Raw genomic sequence first — 26,996 nt, forward strand, 5'->3', positions numbered from 1 at the left:
ATAAATTAAGATGCTTATATTTGATTGTAAAGTTTAACTGATGAAAAAAATTACTTGCTTTTTAATATTCTTATCTTCTCTGATTGTATTTGCTCAAGAAAAAGTTGAAAACTTTCCTCATTCTTTTTTAGGGAAATACAAAGGAACTCTTGAAATTACTTCTAAAAGAGGAACCCAGAAGATACCAATGGAATTTCATCTTACTAAAACTGAAAAGGATTCTGTTTTTAATTACGTTATTGTTTATGATAAATCTCCAAGAAACTATTTTTTAAAAATAGTAGATCAAGAAAAAGGAATTTATGATATCGATGAAAATAATGGAATTATTCTTCCTGCTTCATTCCATAAAAATGTTTTGCACAGTTTTTTTGAAGTTCAAGGAAATTTTTTAAGTACACGATTAGCTTTTGACACCAAACAACTTGAATTTGAAATTTTATTTACTCGCCTTGAGAATAAAACAACTACAGGCGGAATATCTAAAGAAATACCTGAAGTCTTTGGATATCCAATTGGTGTGTTTCAAAAAGCTATTTTAGTAAAAGACTAATTATTCTTTTGATTAATATTAATTACTTTTTCTAACGAAATTAATTTACCCTCTTTAGATATTCCTTCTATATAAACACGAATATCTTTTTGATTTAAATGAGGAAAAGCAAAAGTATATTCTTTTTTAATTGTATCTAAGGCGATATTAGGTTCCCAATGAATTGCTCCATATTTTTTAAATGTATCGCTGTTTGTAGCTGTATATTTTGGTTTGTAATATTCTTTTTGAACGTGAAAACCTAGAGGAATTTTATACTTGTAAAAAGTATTTGAATTATCTATGAATTCAGCCTGATCTTTTGTGTACAAGAAAATCTGCAAATCAAAAATATCTGTAATGTATATTTCTTCATACTCTCCCAATCTAGAAAATCTTAAATTTAATAATCGAGGAGTATCTCTAGTAATTTCCTGATTGTCTAGGAAGATTCTGGTTTTTGAAAAAAGTATCTCGGTTTGTACTGGACTAAAATTAAATGCTCTTTCTCTGTTTCTTCTAATTTGTAGACTATTGATGTTAGAACGTACTTCTAAACCTGCATATCTAAGAAAACTTAATAAATCGTAATGTTCAGAATAATCTTCGCTTACTTTATACCCTTTTAATTTACCTCCTATTAATGGTTTATGATCGAATTTTATTTTCCCTCTTACTTCTACTTCCTTTAGTACTTCTTCAGTTTCTGTTAAAAATACTTTGACTTCTTTTTCCTCAGTATTATTAAATTTTAAACTACTTTTTACTGGTATTTTAATATCCTCTTTATTGATATTAGGATACGACTTCACATACAAATTTGGTGATGTTAACTCTCCTTTTTCGTTTGCATATGAGATAAAAATTGGAGATCCGTTTCTTAATTTCAGATTTTTAAACTCAAATTTATTATCCTTTGCCTTTACATTGACAAATAATTTATTGACATCACTTCGGATAAATACATCTGTAGAATCTTGAGCTTTGGCAATATTCAAACTTCCTTTAACTTTTATTCCTGCTTCAAAAGGAAAACGTTCAATTGGAGGATTTTTAAATATATTATACCAATTGTATTTAGACCATCCTTGTGTTAAGAACAACAAATCTAATTCCCATAATTTTTTTCTATTTATACCTTGAAAAAAATAACTCGCACCACTAAAATCTCCCTTAATAAATGGAGCTATTAAAAATTTAGAATAAATCGAATGAGATGGATTGTATGATTTCGTTTTTTCAGGTAAAATAGAAGCACTTAACCTATATTCTGCCTTATTATTTTGTTTGCCCACAGAAAAAAATAGACTATCATTTTTCTCTTCAAGGTTAATATCTACTGTATCAAACAACGATTTTTGATAATTAAAGAAAACTCGTTCTGCTATGGGTTTATCTTCATCTGAAAATAGAGTTAAAATATTCGTTCCTGGTTTAAATAACTTTTTATTTAAAAATAATGTGTAGGTTAGTAAATCTTTTTTAAACTCAATTTCTCTTTTCAAAAATGAGTTAGTATTGTGTATTAGCACATAATATTTTTTTCCTAAAAGTGATGTTATGGTTTCTTTATTCGTTTTAACAGTGATTTTTGTCATATTACTGCTAATATTTTCAAAAGTTAGTGCTACGCCTTCCAACTCTTTTTCAGGAAAAAAAGTTTCTATTTTTTCATTTGAATTTGGCAATATTTGAATAGCATACTTTTTGCTAGGTTCAACAAAGACTTGAACTTTACTCATTCCAAATTTATTTAACTCAAATTCTTTTATGACTTTTCCATTACCTTCTACTACTTGACCTTTTTGAAATCCAACAGCTATTCCTTTCTTATCTTTTAGAATTACTCCAATTGTATTTAAGGTATTAGCTAACAGATGTCCGCCTTCTGGTAGAACTTGTAAGTCAAAATTATCTTTTTTGGTTTCTGTTATTTTTTTATTAGAAACTTGATCTATTATTTTTATTTTTTGAATAAAAGATTGGTCTTCTTCAAAATTCTTCATGTAGTTAGTAGAAGCCTTGATGTAGTAATTTTTAGTAGTAAAAGTTGAGTCTACTTTAAAACTACCATTTCCAACACCTTCTCTTATGTAAACTAATGCTGTTTTTTTAAACACTCCTTTTTCATCGTAAATTGAGCAATGCAGATTAGTTGTACGTGAATGTAATTTTTGCGTGTTGGTATTTAAAATATAGGCTTTAAACCAAATTTCTTCTCCTTTAGCAAAACTGGTTTTATTTAAATGTAAATAGGGAATTTCTCTTTCGTATTGAAAGTACTTCACATAAGAACTATCAATAATTTTAGTTTGTGCACTTAGGGTTATCACGCTGAATAACAGCAGAAAAAATACGCTTTTACTTTTCATAATAGATTTTTAAAATCTATTAAAAGTACAAATATTTATTTAGTTAAACTTCGAATAGCTTTGAATCTACTCCAAACTCCTTTATTTTTTCTCTTATATATTGAAAGTGTGCCACGATCTAATCCATAGTAGAAAAAGCAAATTCCTGAAGGAGGATTTGCACTTGGTAAAAATTCAAACTTACCGTATGCTATACTTGGCCAAACCCAGCAATCTAAAGATGTTCCTACAATTTCAACTACTGCTACGATGAAGTACATACTCAAATAAAACAAACGCTCTTTTGGATATTTACGTAAAGAATAAAAAACTAAAATTGTAAGTATAAAACCAAAAATATCTTTTCTAAAAATTAGAAATAACACAGCATAAATCACGATACAAATTGATATAAATATCTCTATTTGTTTTCTGTATGATTTTACTTTCGGTTTTCTTGAGAAGAAATAAATTCCTAAAAAGATTACAGCATGACCAAAAGGTACATAATGAGGAATATTGTGTAATCTATAAGCATACATTCCTAAAACTAAAGAAAAAAGATATTCCCCAATTATTCCTATAATTAAAGCGTAAATTAATTGTTCTCTAACTCTAGATGTTCCTTTAACAAAAAAATAAATATAGACGAAAATGACTAATATATTATTCAACCATTGTCCGTGTTCAAAATAGTTTTCAGCAAAAAACTTACTATCTAAAAATAATCCTAGAAAAATAATGAAAATTAGCCAACCAATAGATTTAACAGTTTGCCCGAATAAGGTTTTAGAAAGATTCATTAAGATTTATTAGCTAATTGTCCGCACGCAGCATCAATGTCTTTACCTCTAGATCTTCGAACATTTACTACAATATCGTGCATTTCTAAGTTAGAAATATAATTGTTTAATGCATTTTGAGAAGCTTGCTGAAATTCACCATCGTCAATTGGGTTGTATTCAATCAGATTTACTTTTGCCGGCACATATTTACAGAATTTCACTAAGGCATCAATATCTTCTTTTCTATCATTAATTCCTTGCCAAACTACATACTCATATGTTATTTTTCTATTCGTTTTTTCGTACCAATATTCTAATGCTTCTCTTAAATCTTCTAATGGAAATGTAGAGTTGAATGGCATTATTGACGTACGAACTTCATCAATAGCTGAATGTAACGATACTGCTAGATTAAATTTCACTTCATCATCAGCCATTTTCTTAATCATTTTTGGCACACCAGAAGTAGATAGAGTAATACGTTTTGCAGACATTCCTAAACCTTCAGGAGATGTAATTTTATCTATTGCTTTAATTACGTTATTGTAATTCATCAGCGGTTCTCCCATTCCCATAAAAACAATATTTGTTAATTTATGATTATGGTACAATCTACTTTGCTGATCGATTGCTACTACCTGATCGTAAATTTCATCTGCATTTAAATTACGCATACGTTTTAAACGAGCTGTTGCACAGAATTTACAATCTAAACTACAACCAACCTGACTAGAAACACAAGCTGTGGTTCTTTTTTCTGTTGGAATTAAAACCGATTCTACAATTAAACCATCGTGAAGTTTAATAGCGTTTTTAATGGTACCATCGTTACTACGCTGCATAGTATCGACTTCGATATGATTAATCACGAAATTTGTATCTAACATTTCTCGTGTAGCTTTAGAAAGGTTGGTCATATCATCGAAAGTATGTGCAGCTTTATTCCACAACCATTCGTATACTTGATTTCCTCTAAAAGCTTTATCTCCATTTGCAACAAAGAAATCTCTAAGTTGTTCTTTCGTAAGCGCCCTAATGTCTTTTTTCTGTGATTTCATCACTGCAAAAATACAGTATTGATTCTAAAGCCAAAATCTTTAGAATAGTAATACTTAGAATATTTCAAAATAATTAGAATTCCTTTTGGAAATATATTTATGACCTGTAAAATGATTAAATTTATATATCTAAAAACATTAATTCTAACTTTAATCTTTGAATATGAAAATCTTGAATAAAGCAAAATTATTTTCATCTGCTTCCGAAGTAGAAAAACAATCTATTTATGATATTCAAATTAATGACATTAAAAATGAACCTATTTCACTTTCAGATTTTAAAGGAAAGAAAATATTATTTGTAAATGTTGCTTCTAAATGTGGATTTACAAAACAGTATAAAGAATTACAAGAATTAAGTGAAACCTATAAAGATCAACTTACTGTAATTGGTTTGCCTTGCAATCAATTTGGAAGTCAGGAACCAGGAAATGAAACTCAAATTCAAGAATTTTGTGATATCAATTTTGGCGTTACTTTTCCTTTAACAGAGAAAATAAAAGTGAAAGGAAGCAAACAACATCCTTTGTACAAATGGCTTACATCAAAAAGTTTAAACGGAGAAAAAAGCTCAAAAGTTCGATGGAACTTTCAAAAGTATTTAGTTGATGAGCAAGGAAATCTAATTGATTATTTTTATTCGACAACTAAACCTACTAGTACTAAAATAACATCAAAATTATAATCTTTTTACTTTAGGTTTTTACCAAGATTAAACACTTTATTTAACCATTCTTTTCGAAAATCTTGAGTTGAATTTTTAATTGGAGCAATGTATGTGAGTTTTGTTGGTTTCACCCCACAAAAAGCTAGAATTCCTTTTTTAAGTTGATTAATTACTGGGCTTTTTAAATAGAGATAGTAATACCATCTTGGAGAATCTGATGTTATAATTAAGCGAGCTGTTTTTCCTTTTAATAACTTTTTAGGTAAAAACTTTTCTTCTTCTATGTCGAACATTATTCCTGGTAAAAAAGTTCTGTCTATAAAACCTTTTAACATCGCTGGCATTCCTCCCCACCACACTGGCAAAACCCAAACTAAATGATCTGCTGCTTTTATTTTTTCAATTGCTAATTGTAAACCTGGTTCAAGTTCAGTTCGTTTTCGATATCCAAACTGTAAATTAGGATTAAAATCGAGCTCTCTTACATTTATAATTTCTACTGAATTCTGTGTAGATTTTACTCCTTGATAATACGTATTAGCCAAAGCGTTATTGAAACTTTCTTTATTTGGATGCCCATTTATGATTACAACATTCATTGTTAAATTTTTCAGCTAAATAACAATGAACCTAAACTTTAACAAAGGACAAATGTCTAATAAATCGTTTTTCGAATTCTACTTAAATGTCGTTGTGTAATTCCTAAATATGAAGCTAGATAATTTAATGGAATTTCTTTGATTAATTGAGGCTGATTCTGCATTAAATCTAAATATTTGTGTTCTGCTGTTTCTTTCTGAAGTATAAATATTCTTCGTTCCAACTCTATGTATTCGTATTCGGTTAAAATTTTAAGTAACATAGTCCAATTCGTACTTTCTTTTTCTAATTCGATTAATTGACTTTTATTCCAAACCATAATTTCTACATCAGTAATTGCTTGTAGGTTTTCTACTGATGGTTTTCCTGTTAAATAAGAAGAATAAGCAGATGCAAAAGAACCAGCAAATCTGAAACAATACGTAATATCTTCAGCACTTGAAGACGAATAAAACGATCTTAAAATTCCTTCTTTTACAAATCCGATTTTGGTATTTACTTTACCACTTTCCGCTAGAAATTCTCCTTTCTTAATCCTTTTTGTTTCGGCTTGATTCATAAAATTATGAATCTCTTCTTCAGATAAAACTTGAAAACTTCTTAAATACTCTTTTAGCATAATTGACTAATAAACTTTCTTTAAATGAAAAAACCGAATAACGTAAAGTTATCCGGTTTTCTCTATCTTTTTTTGAAAATATTAAATAATTAACATCGCATCTCCGTACGAGTAGAATTTATATTTTTCTTTAATTGCTTCTTGATAAGCTTCCATTACGAAATCGTGACCAGCAAATGCTGAAATCATCATTAATAATGTAGACTTCGGTGTATGGAAATTTGTAACCATACAGTTTGCAATACTAAAATCGTAAGGAGGGAAAATGAATTTATTTGTCCATCCTTCATATGCATTTAACCTTTGGCTTGCAGAAACTGAAGATTCTACAGTTCTCATTACAGTCGTTCCTACTGCACAAACTCTTCTTTTCTTTTCGATAGCGTTGTTAACTACATCACAAGCTTCTTGAGGAATGATGATTTTCTCCGAATCCATTTTATGTTTAGATAAATCTTCAACCTCAACTGGATTAAAAGTACCTAAACCTACGTGTAAAGTCATTTCTGCAAAATCAACTCCTTTAATTTCTAAACGCTTCATTAAATGCTTAGAAAAGTGTAAACCTGCAGTTGGTGCAGCTACTGCTCCTTCGTGCTTAGCAAAGATTGTTTGGTAACGTTCTTCATCTTCTGGCTCAACATCTCTTTTAATATACTTTGGTAATGGTGTTTGTCCTAATTCAATAAGTTTTCTTCTAAACTCATCGTAAGAACCATCAAATAAGAAACGTAAAGTTCTTCCTCTAGATGTAGTGTTATCAATTACCTCAGCTACTAAACTCTCGTCATCTCCAAAGAATAATTTGTTTCCGATACGAATTTTACGTGCTGGATCTACTAAAACATCCCATAACCTGTGCTCTGCGTTTAATTCTCTTAATAAGAAAACTTCAATTCTTGCACCAGTTTTTTCTTTGTTACCAAACATACGAGCAGGAAAAACCTTCGTATTATTCAACATCATTACATCACCTTCATCGAAATAATTGATTAAATCTTTAAACAACTTATGTTCTATAGTTTGTTCTTTACGATTTAATACCATTAAACGAGCTTCATCTCTGTGTTCAGAAGGATATTCAGCTAATAATTCACTAGGTAAATCAAAATTAAATTGAGATAATTTCATTGTAGTTCTATATTATATGGCGGCAAATATACGATTTCAACATAGGGCTTGTCAAGCGTTTCATCTTTTATTTTAAGACTTCTTGTTCTATTCCAATCTTTTCAAAATCAGACCAAAAGTTCTGATACGATTTTGTTACAACTTTAGCATCTGCTATTTTTATTGGAACTTTTAATGCTAAAGGTGCAAAAGCCATAGCCATTCTATGATCGTGATATGTTTCTATAGTTATATTCTGATTTATTTTATCAGATTTTTTTAGAAATAATTCTTCATTAGTTACTTGAATGTCTCCTCCTAACTTTGTTATTTCTTCTTTTAAAGCTTCTAAACGATCTGTCTCTTTAATTTTCAACGTATGTAATCCTTCTAAATCACATGGAACTTCCAAAGCAAAACAAGTCACAGCGATAGTTTGTGCGATATCTGGCGCTTTTACTAAATCTAATATTAATTTATCCTGACTCGCTAATTTTTCTTTCTTTAAAGTAATTGTATGATTATTAAATTCAGTAGTTACTCCAAAATGCTCATAAATAGACGCCAAACAACTATCTCCTTGTAAACTTTCTTTCTTATATGAAGACAATGTAATTTCTGTACCTACTTCACTTAAAGCTACTAAAGAATAATAATATGATGCTGAACTCCAATCTGCCTCAACAATAATATTTTTTGAGGAAACACTTTTTTTATTGAAAACTTCTATTGTATTTCCTTCAAAATCTGTTTCAATTCCAAGCTGATTCAACAAACTTAAAGTCATTTTGATATAAGGAATAGATGTAATTTCACCTGTTAACTCTAATTTTAATCCGTTAGGTAAACTTGGAGCGATTAACAATAAAGCTGATATATATTGACTACTCACATTTCCTGCTATGGAAACATTGTCTTTAGTTAACTTCTTCCCTACTATTTTTAATGGTGGATATCCATCTTTTTCCAAATAGGTGATATCTGCACCAAGATCTCTTAATGCATCTACCAAAATTTTAATTGGCCTGTTATGCATTCTTTCAGATCCTTGTAAAACTCTTGTAGTTCCTTCTTGCGAAGCAAAAAGTGCTGTTAAAAATCGCATTGTAGTACCAGCATGTCCAATATCAGCAACTTCTGAATCTCCTTTTAATGCGTTTTGCATGTGCACAGAATCATCTGAACTAGAAAGGTTTTCTATGACCAATTCTGGGAATAACTGCTGAAGAATTAACAATCTATTCGATTCACTTTTAGAACCTGATATAACTATACTATTTTTAAATAATTGATTTTTAGGAATCTTTAACAATAAGTCCATTAACAAAATTTTATATTTAGCTTCTTAATCAACTAAATCAAATGAAAAAACTACTTTTTGGAGGAGTAATACTGCTCCTTTTCTTGAGTATCAAAGTTAATGCTCAAAATAACAATAGCCAATTTTCTGAAGAATATTTTAACGCAATCGATTGGAGAAACATTGGTCCACATCGTGGAGGGCGAAGTTGTGCTGTAACTGGAGTTCCTAAAAAACCGAATTTATTCTACATGGGAACTACTGGTGGTGGTATCTGGAAGACGATTGATGCTGGAAATACTTGGCAAAACATTTCTGATGGATTTTTTGGTGGTTCTGTAGGTTCAATAGCTGTTAGCGAATGGGACAACAATATCATTTATGTTGGAATGGGAGAAAAAACTGTTCGTGGTAATGTTTCTTCTGGTGACGGTGTTTGGAAATCTGAAGATGCTGGTAAAACATGGAAACATATGGGATTACCAAATTCTAGACATATTCCTAGAATGCGTATTCACCCTAAAAACCCTGATATTGTTTATGCTGCCGTTTTAGGAGATTTATACAAGTCTACCACAGAAAGAGGTGTTTACAAATCTACTGATGGTGGAAAAACTTGGAAAAAAGTTTTATACAGCAATGCAGATGCTGGAGCTGTAGATTTAATTATCGATCCAAATAACCCTAGAACTTTATATGCTTCTACTTGGAATATAAGAAGAACTCCTTATAGTTTATCTAGTGGCGGTGAAGGTTCTGGAATTTGGAAAAGTACTGATGAAGGTGAAACATGGACAAATATTTCTAAAAACTCTGGATTACCAAAAGGTATTTGGGGAATTTCTGGTTTAGCTGTTTCTCCTGTAAACTCTGAAATTGTTTACGCACTTATAGAAAATGAAAAAGGTGGCGTGTACAAATCTTTAAATGGTGGAAAAACTTGGAGATTAATTAATAGCGAACGTAAACTTCGTCAAAGAGCTTGGTATTACACAAGAATTTATGCAGACACTAAAGATGAAAACATTGTATACGTTATGAATGTACGCTATCATAAATCTACTGATGGTGGAAAAACCTACAAAACATACAACGCACCACATGGAGATCATCATGATTTATGGATTGCGCCGGAAGATAATCAGCGTATGATTATTGCTGATGACGGAGGAGGACAAATATCTTTTGACGCTGGTGAAAACTGGTCTACTTATTTAAACCAGCCTACTTCTCAATTTTATCGTGTTACTACAGATAATCATTTTCCATATAGAATTTATGTAGCTCAACAAGATAATTCTACTATTAGAATTGCGCATAGAACAGACGGAAGATATATTACTTCACAAGATTGGGAGTCTACTGCAGGTGGAGAAAGTGCTCACATCGCTGTAGATCCTTTAAATAATGATATCGCTTATGGTGGAAGTTATGGTGGATTACTAACACGTGTTGATCATAAAACTGGTGCATTTAGAGCAATTAATGTTTGGCCAGATGATCCTATGGGACATGGAGCTGAAGATTTCAAATATCGTTTCCAATGGAATTTCCCTGTATTATTTTCTCCTAATAATAAAAAGAAATTATACGCTGCTTCAAATCATTTGCATGCAACTACGAATGAAGGGCAGTCTTGGGATATTATTAGTCCTGATTTAACAAGAAATGATCCTAAAACTTTAGGACCTTCGGGAGGACCAATTACCAAAGACAACACTGGTGTTGAATACTATGGAACTATTTTCGCAGTTGCTGAAGTTCCTGGTGAAGATGGAGTTATTTATACTGGTTCAGATGATGGTTTAGTTCATATTACTAAAGATGGTGGAAAAAATTGGACAAACATTACTCCTAAAAAAATGCCAGAATGGATGATGATTAATTGTATTGAAATTGATCCTTACACAAAAGGTGGTGCTTATGTTGTAGGAACAAAATATAAAACAGGAGATTATCAACCTTATATTTATAAAACGGAAGACTACGGAAAGTCTTGGAAAAAAATAACTTCTGGAATTGGCAATGAGGATTTCACAAGAGCTTTACGTGCTGACCCTAAAAGAAAAGGATTATTATATGCTGGTACAGAAAGAGGAATGTATATTTCTTTTAATGATGGTAAAAACTGGCAAAAATTCCAATTGAATTTACCTTTAGTTCCTATTACAGATTTAGCTATTAAGGAAAATAACTTAATTGCAGCTACTCAAGGACGTTCTTTATGGATTATTGATGATTTAACTCCATTACATCAATTAAACAGCAAACTTACGAACCAAGATTTCTTTGTTTACAAACCAAAAGAAAGTTATAGAATGGGTGGAGGAAACGGAGCTAAATCTAGAAGAAATGGAACAAACTACCATGGAGGTGTTCCAGTGAACTTTTACGTTAAAAATTACACCAAAAAAGATACTGTTTCTCTTAAGTTTTATGATAGTTCCAAAAATTTGATTCGAGTATTTAGTACCCATCCTGACAAAAAACAAAAAGAAGGAAAATTAAAAGTAAAACAAGGTGATAATGTATTTTACTGGGATATGATGTATACTGGAGCAGACCGAGTGAAAGGCATGATTTTATGGTGGGCTTCTTTAAGTGGACCAATGGCTTTACCTGGTGAATATAGAGTTGATTTAACGGTAAATGGAAAAGCTAAATCTGAAAACTTTACGATTAAAAATAAGCCAAACTCTGAATCAACTCCAGCTGACTTAAAAGCTCAATTTGATTTTATTAATAGTATCAATTCTAAAATGACTGAAATTCATAAAGCATTAAAGAATGTAAAGAAAATTAGAGCTCAAGTAAATACTTTAAAGAAATCTATTAAAGATAAAAAGAAACATAAAGACTTATTAGATTTTGCGAATCAATTGGTAAAAGATATGACTGTTGTTGAAAACAATTTATATCAAACAAAGAGCAAGAGTAATCAAGATCCTTTAAACTTTCCAATTAAGTTGAACAACAAATTAGGACATTTAAACTCTTTATCTCGTATTGGTGATTACAAACCTACAGATCAAGCTGTAGCATTTAAAAATGAAATCACTAAGCAAATTGACATTGAATTAAATAAATTATACGATATTTTCAACAACAAAGTGAAAGATCTGAATCAAAAAGTTAAAACTAGTCAAATTGATTTCATTCAATTAGATTAAAAAGAACTTTTAACCTATAAAAAAAGGCTGTTTAAAATATTTAAACAGCCTTTTTTATTTAAGGATTATTTATACAATTACTTAACTATAATTTGTTTTGTAATTTTCGAATAATCGTTACTTAAGTTTAATAAATAAACTCCTGTAGCTAAATTATCCGTAGCTATTTCTGAATTCTCTAATCTTCCAGTTTTTAATGCTTGTCCGAATGTATTAAAGATTGTGTAAGAAGTGTTTGTTAATTCTTTAGAAGAAATTATTCTTAAAACATTTCCTTTCACAACAGGATTTGGTCCTATTTTAACTGAAGCTAATAAATCTTCATCTTCATCTCCTAAAAGATCGTTTCTTACGTCAAAATCTTGAGCTGAAACCACAGCAGCAGCAGATGAACAAGATCCTTCGTAAATTCTTACATTAGTAAACGTAGATGTATTTCCAGAACCTCCATCATTATCGTTAATAAAAACTAATCTATTCATAGTTCCTGTGTAAGAAGCTCCAACAGTAATTGCATACGTACGAGTTCCTCCAGCATAATTATCAAAATTAGTAACTCCGTAATTTTGAGTTCCATGAAGTTTGAAATAATTATTAGCCGATAAATTATTATCAGTTTCAAAACCGATACCGTGAATTTCACCTTCAGAAGTACTACTAAATTCAAACTCAATTACTGTATTAGCAGTTACTGTATAATCTAAAGGAATAGATTTCCATGTATTGTTTGTTAATGTAATAGAAGAGCCATCTGTACTTACTGAGAAGTTACCTGCATTATCTTGGTTTGAGAAACTAGATACTGTAAAGTTGTTAAAGTCTAAAGCCTCACAAGCAGGACTTGTTGGAGTTCCTGAATTTCCTCCAGCAGTTAAAGCAAGATTATCAATTGCAATATCACTAGACCAGCTTGTTCCTGTAACTCCTACAAAACGTAAACTAACCGTTCCTCCTAAGTAAGCAGCTAAATCTACAGATACATCATTCCATTGGTTTCCTTGGTTCCCAGAATCTGTCCATAAATTCACCCAAGAAGTTCCATCTGTAGACGCTTGTAAAGTTAAAGAACCTACACTTGTTCCAAACATATGATTACTGAAAGAAAAACTTGCAGAAGATTCTCCAGAAAGATCAAAACAAGGACTTTGTAAAATTGCTGTTGCATTACTTCCTATTTGTCCAGCACTAGAATTATTTGAAGCCTCTAAAAATAAGTAAAAACTTCCATCTGCTCCATTACTTGGACCTGTTCCATTTGAAGGAGTTCCTCCACTATCTCTTAACCAATTTCCATCATCACCAGTAACTTGTGTCCATCCTACATTAGCTTCAAAACTTTCACTGTATGGGAAAGAAGAAACAGTTGAAGCACATGATGAACTAGCTCCTCCAGGTGTAGTTACATTCACAGCAGTACTTGCATTAGATTGATTATTAGCTGCATCTTTTGCTCTTACTGTAAATGTGTAAGCTGTATTTGCAGTTAAACCTGTAATATTTGTAGAAGTTGATGCTGTAGTTCCTATTAAAGTTGATCCTTGATACACGTCATATCCTGTTACTCCTACATTATCTGTCGAAGCACTCCAACTTAATGTTAATGAAGTAGACGTTACATTAGAAGCTGTAACATTATTTGGCCTACTTGGCGCTTGAGTATCTGCAGCTGTGTTTGCTGTGAACTCTCCCGTAAATACTCCTCTACCGTAAGTAGAAGCTATAATTCTATTTTCTGTATTATTTCCGTTAACATTCCAATAATCGAAAGCAGTTACACTAACATCACTCATTCCGTTGTAAGCTTGTGTCCAATTTGGAGCAGCAGCATTAAAGTTTGAAGTTGACCAAACTCCTAATTGTGTTGCTAAAATTGCTTCGTTTCTATCTAATGGATTTTGTAAGATATCTCTAACAGGAATGTTTGGTAAGTTTCCTTCTCTACTTACCCAATTTGCTCCACCATCTGTAGTTGCCCAAACACTAACAACTCCGTAGTTGTGCATTGTTACAAAGATGTCATTCTCAGTAGCTCCAAATCTTACAGAAGAAATAGAACCAACAAAAGGTGTGTTGATCTGAGTAAACGTTGCATTACTATTATTTACTCCAGAAAGTCTTAGTAATCTACCGTTAGCTAAACCAACAAACCATCTATTATTTGTAAAAGGAGAAGCTCTAAATGCTGTAGGAGATGCATTTAACAAGTCATTTGTTAATGTTCCTCTAGAATTTGCTGCTACATTGATACTTAAAATTGAAAAAGCAGCAGGTGTTGTACTTGTAGCTCTTGTAGAATTGTTAGACAACAAACGGTTAGCATCACTATCATAATCCATTGGATTTACGAAATCACCAGTATTTTGACTGTTTGATAAAGTTGTAGCTCCACCTTGAATTCTACTTCTACCATTCCAAGGCAAGTTAAAACGATAAATTACATTATTCGTAAATGTAGAAATCATGAACTGACCATCTTTATCAACAAAAGTATAAAACCCGTCACCATCACTTAATTCAGTAGAACTATTAATACCAGCAGTTGCATTTCTAAAAGCCTGTGTTCCGTTATCTTGAGCACCTGCTGTAAAAATACCTCCTCGATCACCAGGACCGTCAGGACCAATTCCAGCTTTTACGAACTGAGTTACATTATATCCTCTATTTCTAGCAGCAATTGTACCTCCTCCATTATTCGAATAGTATACACCTCCATCATTACCAAATAACATTCTTGTAGAAGAGTTTCCTGCAAATGTAATTGCGTGATGATCTGCATGAACAAAACTTGCATTTCTAAGTCCTAAGTTTCTCCATTGAGAAATCTGTGTCCAAGTACCACCTCCATTATTACTTCTGAATAAATCAATACCACCAACATAAACTACATCATCATTATTAGGATCAGCTTCAATAACTAAATCATAAAATGCTTGTCCTCTTGTAAAATCGTTAGCTGGGATACCTCTATCTGCATCGTTCGGTAAGCTTAATGTTCTTACGGTATTAAAAGCGTTAGTTGTTTCAAAAATACGAACAGGAGCTGCACTTGTTGTTCCTTGTGCTAACGCATATAATCTATTTGGATTTGTACTAGATGGCTCTAACTCTACTCTATTAGATTCTAACAAAGGTGAAGCAGCAGCTTCTGTCCAAGTAGCACCATTTGTAGAACTAAATACTCTTCCTCCTCCTTGACCTAAACCAGGAGTTGTGATTGTTCCCATCCATAATCTGTTATCAGAACCGATTTCTAAATCGTTAGGAATAAAATAATAGTTTGCTCCACTAAACTCAAAACTCATTCCAGCATTTTCTACTCTATTCCATGTGTTTCCATTATCTGTAGAACGATATAAACCAGCAGATTGTAATCCTAACCAGTTTGTAGGAGAACTTGCATCTGAATAAACATTAGCTCCTACACCAACAAATAACTCTGTTGAACTTCCGTTATCCCAAGCTACTATATCATTTACATAATTGATTCCTGACAAGAAAACATTTCCTGCATTAAAATCGAATGTAGCAGCTCCAGCAGCAGGAATATTAACCGCTGTCCAAGTAGTACCGCCGTTAGTACTTCTGTATACTCCATTACCTACTACATCTCCAGCAGTATATTGTTCTCCGGTACCTAAATACCAATTATTTGAATTTCTTGGATCTACTGTAATTGAAGTTACAGATAAATTACCTGGTACATTCTGAACTCTTTGCCATTGTGAATTAGCATTTGTAATATCATTATTTACCCATAAACCTCCACTAACTCCACCAGCGTAAACTCGTCTGTTTGTAGCATCATTTGGATCAAATAATATCGCTCTTGTTCTACCTCCAACATTATTTGGCCCTCTTTCTACCCATGGTGAATTATTATCTCCAGGAACTCTACGGGCTAATCGTTGAGCTGTTAACTCTTGTCGAAGTTTTGCTACATTTTCATCTTCCAATCTTCCTGTGGCAGGATTGATTGTTAACTCCCACATTTGTTCAAAATATTTATTTGGAGGAAGTCCGTTTAATTTTCTTGTTTTTTTATCCCATTGTAGTCTTTCTTTAAACGGGCTATTTTTTAGGAAGTTTGTGTGAGTCTGTCTTTTCTCTTCAATCTCATTTATTGATTTATAAGAAGTATATTTCTTATAACCAATAGCAGTGACTAAAGTAACTGACAAACCACCAATTAAAAGTTTTAAATTACTTTTCATGGTATGAAGGGTTTAATTGGGTTAATTGTAATATTTAGACTATTTTCTTAATTTTTAAAAATTAAGATACCAAAAATACAAAAACAATGCATTATTCTCACTTAAATCCTCACTTTATTAGTAAATTAATAATCCAGTAAAATGATAGAGTAATAAAATATTATTTTACATTTTTTTAACCTATTAGATATAAATATTTTAAAATTTTAAGTTAAAATAAATATATAATTTAAAATTAAAGAATGTAAAAAGATAACTTTTATCAAAAAAACAGTTTTTATCTCTAAAAAATCACTTCATTTTTTTCATGGATGTATACATACCATAACCAAAACTTATGATTAATCTTGGCACAAAAAAGTTAATCCATTTTCCATTTTTAAACTCTTTTTCAAATACTGTTTGAAAGTCTCCTGAAAAAATTAACTTCCCATTGTAAAAGAGTAATGAAAAAATAATTACAAAGATGAAAAAAGGAATGGCTACTTTCAGTACGTTCTTCCAAAATAATGGATTCTTTAATTTATCTACAACTCCCATTACTTAAGTTTTTCATTATTATGATGACGATCGTGATCACGCTTCGTTTTTATATCTAACTTCTTATCAAAAGCTTCTTGTAAGTTTACTCCTGTTTGATTCGCTAAACATAAAACCACAAAAACTACATCTGCTAGTTCTTCACCTAAATCTTTTTCTTTATCACTTTCTTTTTCACTTTGTTCTCCATATCTACGAGCAATAATTCGGGCAACTTCTCCTACTTCTTCAGTAAGCTGAGCCATATTTGTTAATTCATTAAAATATCGAACTCCATGATTTTTTATCCAATCATCTACTTGTTTTTGTGCATCTTGTATATTCATATCTGTATTGAAATTTCACTTTCAAAAATACTACACTTATTATAAAAAACATAGCGAGAAAGAATCTAATCCTTTCTCGCTAAATATTCTTAATAGCACATATATTTACCTAAAAATTAACACAAACATTACGTTTTATTTTTTTATAAATTTAATCTTCACCTTACCACTGTTGATAAAATAAATTCCTGTTGGTAAATTAGAAACATCTACTAACTCCATATTAGAATTTTTCACATCCGTAGTCATAATTTCTTTACCAAGTGTATTGTATATCTTTACTTTTTTTCCTAGCTCAAAGTTTACTAAGCGTAACTCGTTAGTTGTTGGATTAGGGTAAATTATAACATCTTTTTGCTGTTGCACAATTTCTTCATTACTTAATACTCCTGAAACGGGATTAAAAAAGTTTCCAGATAAAGTGAACATATAAATTACTCGTAATGTTGTTGCAAAATAAGCTGTAGAAGTTAAGTTCTTTGTCGTTGCATAAGCATTATCTACAGTAGTTTGACCTGAATTCATTAATGAAGATGCAAAAGAGCCAGTATAAGTAGGGTCTTTAAATGTATGGATTTTACTACCGTCTTGGTTATAACCTGCAGTAATATTATCTAATCCTCCAACACTACCAACAAAGTTTTCACATTTCTTTAGATAATTTGATGCTTCAGTTTTACCATACCAAATAAAATCTGTTGCAATTCTCCAAGGTGTTCTTGCCGCATCATAATAAAAAGACTTTCCTGAGTTAAAAGCCCAAGGAACTATATCTGAATACGAACCATCTGCTTTACACCAATCTGAAACCAAGCATTCTACTGCATTATTAACAGTTAAATTAGCATTTAAAATCTCATAAGTTTTGGTTGTTACATTGTCCCAAAATTGAACATCATTAGTAAACTCTCCATATACTCTAAAATATCCTGGAGCGAAATAAGATGGGTTGGTATTATTTGATCCACCCCAGGCATCTCCTGGTTTTAAAACATAAGTATTTGCTTCAATTTCATGTTGCTTCATGATAGCAATTAAATCTTTTGCATCTTGATGGTAATTAATACCTCCAGAATTACCGAATCGGTTTCCTGCAACAATAAGTGCAATTGCAGCATCAAGTTCTGCATCAGTAGCTCCGTTTTGACCATCTACTGTATCACAACCTTTGATCTTCCAATTCATAACTCCATTAGAATTGGTATGACTCTGATAAAACTTCCATAAACCATCAAAAAGTTCTTTATCATTTGCATAAGCAGACAATAACATTCCGTAAGCGATTCCTTCAGAAACTGTAAAATTAGGGTCATCAAATTTTACTCTTGCTCTACCATTGGTACAATTGGTATCTACAAAAGCATTTTTCCATTGAATATACGCATCTCTTAAATCTGATGTTTGCACATTAGTTGGCATATTTCCAAAAGAATACGTAGTATTTTCGAATAGTATATTAGAATTTTGTGAGAAAATAGCTACAAAAGACAATAAACAAAGAAGTGTAATTTTTTTCATTATTATTTGGGGATTTGGTTAATTACATACAATAACTGCTTTTTTATGTAAAAAGTATAATCCCCAAATAATTTTATTTCATAAGAATTATCAATCCTCTATATTTTTTCTACTTGCTTTGTTTTATAACGCAACATTAAAAGAAATAATCCACTAAGTAATGACAATCCAAACATGATATACCATGTATTATCAAAACCTATTTTATCTATTAAATGCATTCCTGAGAAATGTCCGAAAACATGTGCCAAAGAGAATGAAATACTATACCAAGACATATATTGTCCTTGACTTCCTCTTTTTGCTCTTTCCATAGCATAAGCATTAGAAAAAGGAAACATTATCATTTCACCAATCGTCATAAAAAACATTCCTACGATTAAAATCCCAATCCAACCTGTCATATTTAAAACAATAAAACTTAGAGTGACTAACACTCCTCCTATTATCATTAATGTTATTTTGTTTTGCTTAAAATCTTCTAACCACGTTACTAAAGGCATTTCTAATAAGAAAATAATGAATCCATTTGCTCCTAACAATAATCCTATTTCAATTTCTGACAAGTGATGAACATCTCTGTAATACAATGGAATAGTAGAGAAATACTGTAAAAATACAACTCCAAACAAGGCCATGGCTACAAAGAATATCCAAAATAGTTTATCTGAATATACAGACGCTGGATTTTCATTTTTGATTTCATCTAGAATTCTTGCTTTTTTAGGATGTAAAACATTTACCAATAAAATTGTAGCTAAAACACATGTAACACCATCTACCCAAAACAATCCTTGATACCCTAATGTTGAAATAATTAAACCACCAACAGCTGGACCTGCTGAGAAACCTAAGTTAATTGCTAAACGTATTAATGTTACTGATCTTGTTTTATTTTCTGGCTTACTATACGAACTTAATGCTACAAACATTGCCGGGCGAAATGTATCTGCAACTGTCATTAAGACAAATATTGATGCACAAAAACCAAATAACGTTGTAACATATTGTAGTAACACGAATAAAACACCTGTTAAAAACAAGCTCACCTGCATTACTTTATAATACCCTATTTTATCTGTTAAATATCCTCCTAACCTTGATCCTGCCACAGAACCTAGTCCGAAAAAAACCATAATAAGCCCAACATCTGAAAATGTAAAATTGAGGCCTTCTTTTAAGTACAATGATAAAAATGGAATTACCATTGTTCCTGCTCTGTTAATAAGTGTAATTAAAGACAACCACCAAACCTCTTTAGAGAGGCCTTTAAAAGTTGCTAAGTAATTCGTAAATAACTTTTTCATAATTGTTTGTGTTAAGTTGATGTAATAAAAAATAAAAAGTCCGGCTAAATAGCCGGACTTAATGCAATTGATATGTTTTTATATAGATATAACTTTTATACATAACAAGCCCGACAAAGCGATAGTTGAACTACCGATCTCCATTGCTTATAAGTACAAATGTTTTTCATGATTACTTTTAATTACTTCACAAACATAGATAAAAAATAAATAGGTTGTATGTAAAAGACATATTTTGTTTTTAAATCTATTTCTACTAACTTCGTTATAGTCATTACTATAAAGTAAGGCAAACACCAAATTTACTACGTTATGAATAATGAAAAGCTTTTACATGTTTTAAAGCAACATGCACACAATATAGAAGGGAATGAAGGTTACTGGAGCTTTCAAATTAATGAGATTGCTTTTATGTGTTTAACGGATAAACTTCATAATAGAATGCGAATTATAGCTCCAATTACAGAAGCCGATGATCTTACTGATGCACAATTATCTTTATGCATGGAAGCTAACTTTCACACTACTTTAGATATTCGTTATGCAATTTCAGATGGAATTTTATGGTCGGCTTTTATACATCCATTAAAAGAATTGACAGAACATCAAATTGAAGATGCACTTTCTCAAGTGTATTCTAGTGTAAAAACTTTTGGTTCTACATATAGTAGTGGTTCTTTGAGTTTTTTAACTGAAGAAGAACGTAAATTTCGATTGAACTAATTACTACTTATTTATTTTTAGAATTTACTTATGAAGAAAGTTATCTTATTTCTTTTCTTATCTCTATTCTTGTCGTGTAACTCTGGAAAAAGAAAACCTTTAGGTGAGTCTGATTTTCAGCGTGAAATGAACTCCAAATTTAAAGATGCTTCAACTTCCCCGTTAACCAAAAGTGGTTTACGAAAATTTAAAGGGTTAGCTTTTTTTCCTATTAATGAAAAATTTAAAGTTTCAGCAAAATTAACTAAAACTCCAAACGGAAAAGTATTTAACTTTCCTACAACTACTTCAGAAACTGTAAAATATAAAAAATACGGTATTATTCAATTTTCAATAGATGGAAAAGATTTTGAATTAGATATTTACAAAGATCCAAATCCAAGAATTGATTATAAAAATCACTTATTTCTTCCTTTTTTAGATGAAACTAACGGAAAAGGTTCTTATGGTGGTGGTCGTTTTATTGATGTTTTAACTACAGATATTAAAGAAGACGGAACCATTACTATAGATTTCAATAAAGCTTATAATCCTTATTGTGCGTATAACAAACTGTACTCTTGCCCGATTACACCAAGAAACAATTCTTTAGCTATTGCTATTGAAGCTGGTGTGATGGACTATAAAAAGTAAAGTATGAAAACCTATCAACTTACACTTTTTCTTATTTGCCTGTATTTCTTAACATCTTGTAAAAAAGATGAGTATATACAACTAAAACTTCCAAAAGAGAATTTAGAAATTCATTCTTTCGGTCTTGAACAAATGGGGAGAAAAGAGAACAAAATCATACTAAAAAACTCTAAAAGTTATAAAGAGTTAGAAAAATATATTTCAGAATTAGATAGTTTAAAAACTACTGAAAGCATTAATTTTCAACCAAAATATACGATTGTAAGCGATAGTTTTAAACTTAGTCTTAATAATGAAAAATTAGGAATTGAATATTTAACTAAGGAAAAAAAACACATAAAACTTATTAAAGACATTCATTACGAAGAAGTTTTTTCTTTAAATTTTCTTGGTAGTGAAGCTAATGAATATAAAAAGTATGGAGATTTTTATGGAATTGGACGATTTAAAAAAGATACTTATCTTTTTTGTGGACTTGCACCTGATTCTGTAAAATACTGGTATAAAAAAGGAGATTGGAAATTCTTAAACAAAGAAAAACAATTGGTTGCTGAAGGAACTTTTGATGTTTTTACAGATACAATTAAAGGTCATGGAGGTTGTTTTTATCCTTATAAATATTCTAAAATTGACACGAAAAAGTGGAAGTTTTATAATGGCGAACAAGAGCTAACTACTCCTTCTTTATCATTAATCTACCAACTTGAAAAACTTAAAATAACAGATTAAATAAATCGTTATTTTTCTATAAACAATATTTCATATTATTGTTAAGCACAATTACCACAATCACCTTTAACAATTAACTGATTCACAAAAAAGTACATCTCAAAACTCCAACTACACAACTCCTTTTATCTTAATACTTATTTAATAATCAGTATGTTTTTTCATCACATTATGAAAGTAGTTTTGATGCTATTAACCTCAAAATTTATACTCATGAAAAAACATTTCAAACTTTTAGCTTTTACAATCTTATCAGCACTTTTTATAATAAGTTGTAATGATGAAAATAATACTCCAGAAGCTGAAGCAATTGGACTAGAACAGCAAGAAGAACAAATTTTCTCTGGTGAAAAAACAATCAATGAGCATTTAGTAAACTATAAAGTAGTTGCAAAAAATGAGTTTATTTTTACAGCTACTGTATTAATCGATCATCTTACATTGGAAGCTTCTGTAAACTATCAAGATCAATCTATAGATTTTGATGGAAAAGATGCTGTATTGACTTTAGATCAAAAAGAAACTTTATTGGATTTAGGAAAAGAAATTTCTAAATACTTATTTAAAGGAGAAACTACAGATCAGTTTTCAATGGCTGAATACACTTTATTACGTTTATTAGAATATTGGGCAAAATCTCCAACAGGATACCCACATAAAAAAACACGTGTTACTTCTCAAATAAATGAAGATCAAACATTAAAAAATAGAGACGAAGGAATTACTTGTATTAGAAAAAACACTTTTGTAACTGCAGAATATGATGACGACCGTGGAAATATTCGTGAATCTATTTTAGTAAATGGTGAACGTTGTATTGGTCGTTGTGGTTCTGGTTGTGGTTCATTTTTTACTGTTGCTAGTGCTTGGACAAAAGATTGTTTAGATCATGATAGATGTGGTCGCGTTAACGGAAGTAGTACCAATCCTTTTGATAGTGAATGTGGTGATGAATACAGAGAAGCTGCTGACGATTATTTATTCGGAGTAATTCGAGGATGTAGAGGATAAACTAACAAATAAAAACCCCACTTTTTAAAAAGTGGGGTTTTATTATTTTAAGCATCAAAAGATAATTCTTGAGCGATATCTTCTTCTATTGCTTTCTCTAATCTTTCTAAAGTTTCTTTACGAACTTTTAGCTTTGTATCTCTATGTGCTTTTTTATTTAACTTGCCGAACATTTGTGCCACTTTAGTTGCTGTTGGTAATAAATGCTCTTGAGGTACAATTTTATCTAAGAATCCAGCTGTTACAGCATCTTCAGGATTATACATTTCTGCATTAGCTACACTTCTTTGGAAATATACTGGAGTTAATTTTCCTCTAGCTATTTCAACACCAGCGTTGTGCATCGTCATTCCGATCATTACTTCATTTAACCCGATTTTGAAATCTCCCGCAACTCCTAATCTATAATCAGCAGATAATAATAAGAACGCTCCTTTCGCTACGGCATGACCTCCACAAGCTACAATAACAGGATAAGGAAAAGACAATAAACGAAGTGAAAGTTTAGAACCTTTAGTTACCAATTCTTTTGCAGCGTCTGGAGATTTAGTCATTACTTTTAAATCAAAACCACCAGATAAAATACCATCTTGCCCAGCAATAATGACTACTCTTTCTTCTTGTTCTACTTTATCTAAATAAGTATTTAACTCATCGATAACTTCATGAGAAATCGCATTTACTTTTCCATTTGCAATTTTTAAAATTGCATAATTTGCTTCTGTACTATAGTGTACTACATTACTCATATGATATATTTTATTAAATAAATTCCTAAAAACACAGCTAAAAAGCCTAACACGAAACTAGCTATTGTATACAATGCAAAAGAAATAAAGTCTCCTGATTTTAAAAACACATGATTTTCATAAGCGAAGGTTGAAAATGTTGTAAATCCACCACAAAAACCAGTGGCTAATAATAATGAGTGATTTTGAGTTACTATTTCATTTTTTGCAGCTAAACCTAAAATAAAGCCTATAAGTAAGCTTCCTAAAATATTAGCTAAAAAAGTACCTAAAGGAATACCAGTTTCTGAATTATTTAAAGCTTTACCTAAAAGAAATCGTAAAACACTTCCAAAACCTCCTCCAATAAATACTAAGAATAACTGTTTCATGATTCACGAAAATAAGAAAACCTCACAGTTCTGCGAGGTTCTTCTTCTATTAATTTTATGTTGTTTATTCTACTAAATAATAAATATCCGTTTGAATGTCATGCTCTTTTACTTTTGAAGGATCGTTAACATACAGCTCATATAACGGATATTTAGGTGTTAACTTATTTTCCTTGATGTATGCTCCTAATTTTTTATGTGCTTCAACATCACCAATTCCATACGCTCCACATTTTGTTAAAGTGACATACTTTCCACCAGAAACTGTGATTTTATCCATTCCTTCAGCTGCAGGAATATCTTTGTTTAGTAATAAGCCAATATGAAAATCTGCTTCTCCTGTTTTTTCATCCCATTTATGATACAAACCACCAGGAATATAATCTCCTTCTTTTAACCCAGATTTAGCAGCATAGATTCCTGCTTTAGGCAAGGCTTCCATAAACGCCTTTTGCATAGCATTTTCGTCTATTTTCATTTTATAATGAAAACCAATAAATGATTTATCTTCATGCGATATCGTTCTTATTTCTCCTAAACGAAAAGGATCTGGCATTAATGTAACTACTTCATCTAAATTATTTAATCCATTTTCTAACATCGGACCTAACATATTGTCCCAACCTCCACTGATTGCAGAAATCATCTTGAAAAAGAAAGGAGCTTTATCATCTTTCATAGTCCAAGTTACTTTGGTTGATCCTTTTACCTCTTCAAAATTCCATAGGATTTCACCAGGGTCATTATCGCCAAATTTGATTTCTTGTGTAATTGATTTGTTTGTTTCTAAGGCAATAGTTTTCATACTTCCTGGACCATCTTTACTTGTCCAGCTGTCACTTGCTCCAACTCCAACGGTTTTGTCACCGTAAGTAACAACTATTGTAGAATCTTTATCGTGCCACGGGCCCCATTTTTCCCAAGTTTTGAGATCGTTTACCGTGTTAAATATTTTACTAATAGGTTGATGAATGACTTTAGATCGATTTATATTATAATCAGAAGGTTGTACTGTAACATACAATAAACTGATTAACACTAAAGCTAGTAAAAGTAATAAGATGTATTTTAAGACTTTCATAGTATAAAGTTTTGATTAACAGCTCTTAAATATAAGAATTTAGCTGAAAATTAAAATTTTATTTCATCCACGTCTCTCCATTTCTTCTTGTTTGTAATTACTCCTTTTTCTACAATAATGATACCTGGATTGGCTCTAATTGCAGTTTTGATTGCTTTCTCATCACAACTTCCAAAAGTATATGGTAAGTTATATTCTTTAATGAAAGCATCTAATTTTTCTGTATTCTCTTCATAAATAACATCTGCCATCATAATATCAGACGTTAATACATAAATTTCGTATCCGTTCTGCTTTGCTTTTGCTGCAACTTCAGAAATAGATTTTAATCCTTCTTTGTTTACCTTTTCTAAGGTAGTCATCAAGATTAACATTGCTTTTTCTTTCGTTAACATATCCTCTAAAACATCACCATCAACAGTACTAATTTCAAAATCATGAATCTTAGGATCTTCTCCGTTCGGTCCAAAAGACATTCCTTCGGCAATATTCGTTCCAATAGCGTAAGCTCTAAAATCTATAATTGGTAAATGTTGCAACACATAATAAGCGATAAATGACGAAATAACCAATGATCCTAATGTTGCGTAAGATGCTATTTTATTTGAAATTAAAGGCTTTATGTGTTTTACTCCAATAATTAAGATGACTATGAATACCATAAATACGATATTCTTATAAAATGTTTCTTTAGGTGTTAATTTAATTGCATCTCCAAAACAACCACAATCTGTTACTTTATTGTATGCGTAGGAATACCAAGTTAAAAACAAGAAAATTAAATTAATACCAAATAAGCTCCAAACTGTAAATTTTGATTTATAACCTACCAAAAGCATTACACCCAAAACTAATTCTGTAATGATTAATAATATTGAAAAAGCTAAAGCAACAGGTATTAAAAACTCAAGGTTTAATACATCTGCACTAAAATATTCTTCGAATTTGTACTTAGATCCTACTGGGTCTACTAATTTTACAAATCCAGAATAAATAAATAATAATCCAACAAGAACTCTTGAAATGTGTGTCAATATTTTTAACATGGTTATAGGGATTTTATGATGTCGCTTCATTGAAGTGAATCATCGCAAATACAGCATAATTTATCATATCCTGATAATTTGCATCAATTCCTTCAGAAACTAATGTTTTACCTTTATTATCTTCTATTTGTTTTACTCGTAATAACTTTTGTAAAATTAAATCTGTTAAAGAAGAAACTCGCATATCTCGCCACGCTTCACCATAATCATGGTTTTTCTTCTCCATTAATTCCTTCGTTATTTTAATGTATTTATCATACAAGACTGTTGCTTCTTCCGTAGATAAATCTGGCTGTTCTACAACGCCTAAATCTAGCTGAACTAAAGCCATGACAGAATAATTAATTATTCCAATAAACTCAGATCTTTCACCTTCATCTACCTTTCTAACTTCATTTTCTTGCAACTGACGAATACGTTGCGCTTTAATAAAAATTTGATCTGTTAACGATGGTAAGCGTAAAATTCTCCATGCGCTACCATAATCTTTCATCTTATTTACAAATAAGTTTCGGCATTCATTTACAACCGAATCGTACTGCTCTGAGGTATTATGCAT

General features: G+C 30.9%; 24 protein-coding genes. 7 read left to right on the forward strand and 17 right to left on the reverse strand.

Translation table 11 applies throughout. From position 1 onward, the window contains the following. Positions 1-40: 40 nt before the first annotated feature. The gene (locus tag AQ1685_RS17500; RefSeq protein WP_095074273.1) at positions 41-553 is read left to right on the forward strand and encodes a hypothetical protein; all 513 of its coding nucleotides are present in this window, start codon (positions 41-43) and stop codon (positions 551-553) included. Here the strand turns inward: AQ1685_RS17500 and AQ1685_RS17505 are convergent. From AQ1685_RS17505 to rlmN, 3 genes are read right to left on the reverse strand one after another with little or no spacing between them, the layout of a single operon-like run. Next, a complete protein-coding gene (locus tag AQ1685_RS17505; protein WP_095074274.1) occupies positions 550-2,904 on the reverse strand; it encodes a hypothetical protein in 2,355 nt (784 codons plus the stop codon). The genes AQ1685_RS17500 and AQ1685_RS17505 overlap by 4 nt on opposite strands. A gap of 35 nt (positions 2,905-2,939) precedes the next feature. After that, positions 2,940-3,686, reverse strand: coding sequence for a hypothetical protein (locus AQ1685_RS17510; RefSeq protein WP_095074275.1), 747 nt, complete (start codon positions 3,684-3,686; stop codon positions 2,940-2,942). Then, the gene (gene rlmN / locus AQ1685_RS17515; RefSeq protein WP_095074277.1) at positions 3,686-4,726 is read right to left on the reverse strand and encodes a 23S rRNA (adenine(2503)-C(2))-methyltransferase RlmN; all 1,041 of its coding nucleotides are present in this window, start codon (positions 4,724-4,726) and stop codon (positions 3,686-3,688) included. The genes AQ1685_RS17510 and rlmN overlap by 1 nt, the downstream gene beginning before the upstream one ends. Positions 4,727-4,889: 163 nt before the next feature. Between rlmN and AQ1685_RS17520 the strand changes: the two genes are divergently transcribed. Further along, on the forward strand, positions 4,890-5,411 hold the full coding sequence (locus tag AQ1685_RS17520; RefSeq protein WP_095074278.1) for a glutathione peroxidase: 522 nt from the start codon (positions 4,890-4,892) through the stop codon (positions 5,409-5,411). A 5-nt stretch (positions 5,412-5,416) separates the two neighbouring features. Here the strand turns inward: AQ1685_RS17520 and AQ1685_RS17525 are convergent, their stop codons facing one another. From AQ1685_RS17525 to AQ1685_RS17540, 4 genes are all read right to left on the reverse strand, one after another. Next, positions 5,417-5,992 carry an NAD(P)H-dependent oxidoreductase gene (locus AQ1685_RS17525; protein ID WP_095074280.1) on the reverse strand — a complete coding sequence of 192 codons (576 nt, stop codon included), beginning with the start codon at positions 5,990-5,992 and terminating at the stop codon, positions 5,417-5,419. A gap of 56 nt (positions 5,993-6,048) precedes the next feature. Continuing rightward, a complete protein-coding gene (locus AQ1685_RS17530; protein ID WP_095074282.1) occupies positions 6,049-6,612 on the reverse strand; it encodes a Crp/Fnr family transcriptional regulator in 564 nt (187 codons plus the stop codon). An 81-nt stretch (positions 6,613-6,693) separates the two neighbouring features. After that, positions 6,694-7,743 carry a tRNA preQ1(34) S-adenosylmethionine ribosyltransferase-isomerase QueA gene (queA, locus tag AQ1685_RS17535; RefSeq protein WP_095074283.1) on the reverse strand — a complete coding sequence of 350 codons (1,050 nt, stop codon included), beginning with the start codon at positions 7,741-7,743 and terminating at the stop codon, positions 6,694-6,696. Between the two features lie 67 nt (positions 7,744-7,810). Further along, a complete protein-coding gene (locus AQ1685_RS17540; protein WP_095074285.1) occupies positions 7,811-9,043 on the reverse strand; it encodes a 3-phosphoshikimate 1-carboxyvinyltransferase in 1,233 nt (410 codons plus the stop codon). 41 nt (positions 9,044-9,084) lie between these two features. Here AQ1685_RS17540 and AQ1685_RS17545 point away from each other — a divergent pair, with 41 nt between their 5' ends. Continuing rightward, positions 9,085-12,192 (forward strand): VPS10 domain-containing protein, encoded by a 3,108-nt coding sequence (locus AQ1685_RS17545; protein ID WP_095074286.1) that lies wholly within the window; start codon positions 9,085-9,087, stop codon positions 12,190-12,192. Positions 12,193-12,269: 77 nt separating this feature from the next. Here the strand turns inward: AQ1685_RS17545 and AQ1685_RS17550 are convergent, their stop codons facing one another. The 5 genes from AQ1685_RS17550 to AQ1685_RS17570 all read right to left on the reverse strand — a co-directional run bounded on the left by AQ1685_RS17550 (position 12,270) and on the right by AQ1685_RS17570 (position 20,094). Next, positions 12,270-16,403, reverse strand: coding sequence for a fibronectin type III domain-containing protein (locus tag AQ1685_RS17550; RefSeq protein WP_095074288.1), 4,134 nt, complete (start codon positions 16,401-16,403; stop codon positions 12,270-12,272). A gap of 291 nt (positions 16,404-16,694) precedes the next feature. Then, positions 16,695-16,943, reverse strand: coding sequence for a hypothetical protein (locus AQ1685_RS17555; protein WP_095074290.1), 249 nt, complete (start codon positions 16,941-16,943; stop codon positions 16,695-16,697). After that, positions 16,943-17,269, reverse strand: coding sequence for a nucleotide pyrophosphohydrolase (locus AQ1685_RS17560; protein WP_095074292.1), 327 nt, complete (start codon positions 17,267-17,269; stop codon positions 16,943-16,945). Before AQ1685_RS17560 ends, AQ1685_RS17555 begins: the two co-directional genes overlap by 1 nt. Before the next feature lie 135 nt (positions 17,270-17,404). Continuing rightward, positions 17,405-18,787 carry a glycosyl hydrolase family 8 gene (locus tag AQ1685_RS17565; RefSeq protein WP_095074294.1) on the reverse strand — a complete coding sequence of 461 codons (1,383 nt, stop codon included), beginning with the start codon at positions 18,785-18,787 and terminating at the stop codon, positions 17,405-17,407. A gap of 98 nt (positions 18,788-18,885) precedes the next feature. Continuing rightward, the gene (locus AQ1685_RS17570) at positions 18,886-20,094 is read right to left on the reverse strand and encodes an MFS transporter (protein ID WP_095074296.1); all 1,209 of its coding nucleotides are present in this window, start codon (positions 20,092-20,094) and stop codon (positions 18,886-18,888) included. 312 nt (positions 20,095-20,406) lie between these two features. On the opposite strand from AQ1685_RS17570, the gene AQ1685_RS17575 reads away from it, so the two are divergent. From AQ1685_RS17575 to AQ1685_RS17590, 4 genes are all read left to right on the forward strand, one after another. Continuing rightward, positions 20,407-20,817 carry a hypothetical protein gene (locus AQ1685_RS17575; RefSeq protein ID WP_095074298.1) on the forward strand — a complete coding sequence of 137 codons (411 nt, stop codon included), beginning with the start codon at positions 20,407-20,409 and terminating at the stop codon, positions 20,815-20,817. Positions 20,818-20,847: 30 nt separating this feature from the next. After that, the gene (locus tag AQ1685_RS17580) at positions 20,848-21,450 is read left to right on the forward strand and encodes a DUF1684 domain-containing protein (protein ID WP_095074300.1); all 603 of its coding nucleotides are present in this window, start codon (positions 20,848-20,850) and stop codon (positions 21,448-21,450) included. Positions 21,451-21,453: 3 nt separating this feature from the next. Beyond that, positions 21,454-22,179, forward strand: a complete 726-nt coding sequence (locus AQ1685_RS17585) for a hypothetical protein (protein WP_095074302.1) — start codon at positions 21,454-21,456, stop codon at positions 22,177-22,179. A 213-nt stretch (positions 22,180-22,392) separates the two neighbouring features. Further along, positions 22,393-23,190: a hypothetical protein gene (locus tag AQ1685_RS17590; protein ID WP_095074304.1), complete on the forward strand. Its 798-nt coding sequence runs from the start codon at positions 22,393-22,395 to the stop codon at positions 23,188-23,190. Positions 23,191-23,237: 47 nt separating this feature from the next. Here the strand turns inward: AQ1685_RS17590 and AQ1685_RS17595 are convergent, their stop codons facing one another. From AQ1685_RS17595 to AQ1685_RS17615, 5 genes are all read right to left on the reverse strand, one after another. Continuing rightward, positions 23,238-23,939, reverse strand: a complete 702-nt coding sequence (locus tag AQ1685_RS17595; RefSeq protein WP_095074305.1) for a crotonase/enoyl-CoA hydratase family protein — start codon at positions 23,937-23,939, stop codon at positions 23,238-23,240. Beyond that, positions 23,936-24,310: a fluoride efflux transporter CrcB gene (gene crcB / locus AQ1685_RS17600; protein WP_095074306.1), complete on the reverse strand. Its 375-nt coding sequence runs from the start codon at positions 24,308-24,310 to the stop codon at positions 23,936-23,938. The genes AQ1685_RS17595 and crcB overlap by 4 nt, the downstream gene beginning before the upstream one ends. Before the next feature lie 64 nt (positions 24,311-24,374). Beyond that, a complete protein-coding gene (locus tag AQ1685_RS17605) occupies positions 24,375-25,391 on the reverse strand; it encodes an SRPBCC family protein (protein WP_095074308.1) in 1,017 nt (338 codons plus the stop codon). A gap of 50 nt (positions 25,392-25,441) precedes the next feature. Next, positions 25,442-26,437, reverse strand: a complete 996-nt coding sequence (locus AQ1685_RS17610; protein ID WP_095075108.1) for a DoxX family protein — start codon at positions 26,435-26,437, stop codon at positions 25,442-25,444. Between the two features lie 13 nt (positions 26,438-26,450). Then, positions 26,451-26,996, reverse strand: a complete 546-nt coding sequence (locus AQ1685_RS17615) for a DUF1599 domain-containing protein (protein WP_095074309.1) — start codon at positions 26,994-26,996, stop codon at positions 26,451-26,453.

This window comes from Tenacibaculum jejuense (assembly GCF_900198195.1).
Lineage (GTDB): Bacteria > Bacteroidota > Bacteroidia > Flavobacteriales > Flavobacteriaceae > Polaribacter > Polaribacter jejuensis.

What these genes read in the sequence shown, in the direction of transcription:
- AQ1685_RS17615 (WP_095074309.1), bottom strand. Translation starts at nt 26,996, where the DNA reads ATGCATAATACCTCAGAGCAGTACGATTCGGTTGTAAATGAATGCCGA.
- AQ1685_RS17505 (WP_095074274.1), bottom strand. Translation starts at nt 2,904, where the DNA reads ATGAAAAGTAAAAGCGTATTTTTTCTGCTGTTATTCAGCGTGATAACC.
- AQ1685_RS17570 (WP_095074296.1), bottom strand. Translation starts at nt 20,094, where the DNA reads ATGAAAAAGTTATTTACGAATTACTTAGCAACTTTTAAAGGCCTCTCT.
- AQ1685_RS17510 (WP_095074275.1), bottom strand. Translation starts at nt 3,686, where the DNA reads ATGAATCTTTCTAAAACCTTATTCGGGCAAACTGTTAAATCTATTGGT.
- AQ1685_RS17530 (WP_095074282.1), bottom strand. Translation starts at nt 6,612, where the DNA reads ATGCTAAAAGAGTATTTAAGAAGTTTTCAAGTTTTATCTGAAGAAGAG.
- AQ1685_RS17585 (WP_095074302.1), top strand. Translation starts at nt 21,454, where the DNA reads ATGAAAACCTATCAACTTACACTTTTTCTTATTTGCCTGTATTTCTTA.
- crcB (WP_095074306.1), bottom strand. Translation starts at nt 24,310, where the DNA reads ATGAAACAGTTATTCTTAGTATTTATTGGAGGAGGTTTTGGAAGTGTT.
- AQ1685_RS17540 (WP_095074285.1), bottom strand. Translation starts at nt 9,043, where the DNA reads ATGGACTTATTGTTAAAGATTCCTAAAAATCAATTATTTAAAAATAGT.
- rlmN (WP_095074277.1), bottom strand. Translation starts at nt 4,726, where the DNA reads ATGAAATCACAGAAAAAAGACATTAGGGCGCTTACGAAAGAACAACTT.
- AQ1685_RS17610 (WP_095075108.1), bottom strand. Translation starts at nt 26,437, where the DNA reads ATGTTAAAAATATTGACACACATTTCAAGAGTTCTTGTTGGATTATTA.
- queA (WP_095074283.1), bottom strand. Translation starts at nt 7,743, where the DNA reads ATGAAATTATCTCAATTTAATTTTGATTTACCTAGTGAATTATTAGCT.
- AQ1685_RS17550 (WP_095074288.1), bottom strand. Translation starts at nt 16,403, where the DNA reads ATGAAAAGTAATTTAAAACTTTTAATTGGTGGTTTGTCAGTTACTTTA.
- AQ1685_RS17565 (WP_095074294.1), bottom strand. Translation starts at nt 18,787, where the DNA reads ATGAAAAAAATTACACTTCTTTGTTTATTGTCTTTTGTAGCTATTTTC.
- AQ1685_RS17590 (WP_095074304.1), top strand. Translation starts at nt 22,393, where the DNA reads ATGAAAAAACATTTCAAACTTTTAGCTTTTACAATCTTATCAGCACTT.
- AQ1685_RS17525 (WP_095074280.1), bottom strand. Translation starts at nt 5,992, where the DNA reads ATGAATGTTGTAATCATAAATGGGCATCCAAATAAAGAAAGTTTCAAT.
- AQ1685_RS17595 (WP_095074305.1), bottom strand. Translation starts at nt 23,939, where the DNA reads ATGAGTAATGTAGTACACTATAGTACAGAAGCAAATTATGCAATTTTA.
- AQ1685_RS17500 (WP_095074273.1), top strand. Translation starts at nt 41, where the DNA reads ATGAAAAAAATTACTTGCTTTTTAATATTCTTATCTTCTCTGATTGTA.
- AQ1685_RS17605 (WP_095074308.1), bottom strand. Translation starts at nt 25,391, where the DNA reads ATGAAAGTCTTAAAATACATCTTATTACTTTTACTAGCTTTAGTGTTA.
- AQ1685_RS17520 (WP_095074278.1), top strand. Translation starts at nt 4,890, where the DNA reads ATGAAAATCTTGAATAAAGCAAAATTATTTTCATCTGCTTCCGAAGTA.
- AQ1685_RS17575 (WP_095074298.1), top strand. Translation starts at nt 20,407, where the DNA reads ATGAATAATGAAAAGCTTTTACATGTTTTAAAGCAACATGCACACAAT.
- AQ1685_RS17560 (WP_095074292.1), bottom strand. Translation starts at nt 17,269, where the DNA reads ATGAATATACAAGATGCACAAAAACAAGTAGATGATTGGATAAAAAAT.
- AQ1685_RS17555 (WP_095074290.1), bottom strand. Translation starts at nt 16,943, where the DNA reads ATGGGAGTTGTAGATAAATTAAAGAATCCATTATTTTGGAAGAACGTA.
- AQ1685_RS17580 (WP_095074300.1), top strand. Translation starts at nt 20,848, where the DNA reads ATGAAGAAAGTTATCTTATTTCTTTTCTTATCTCTATTCTTGTCGTGT.
- AQ1685_RS17545 (WP_095074286.1), top strand. Translation starts at nt 9,085, where the DNA reads ATGAAAAAACTACTTTTTGGAGGAGTAATACTGCTCCTTTTCTTGAGT.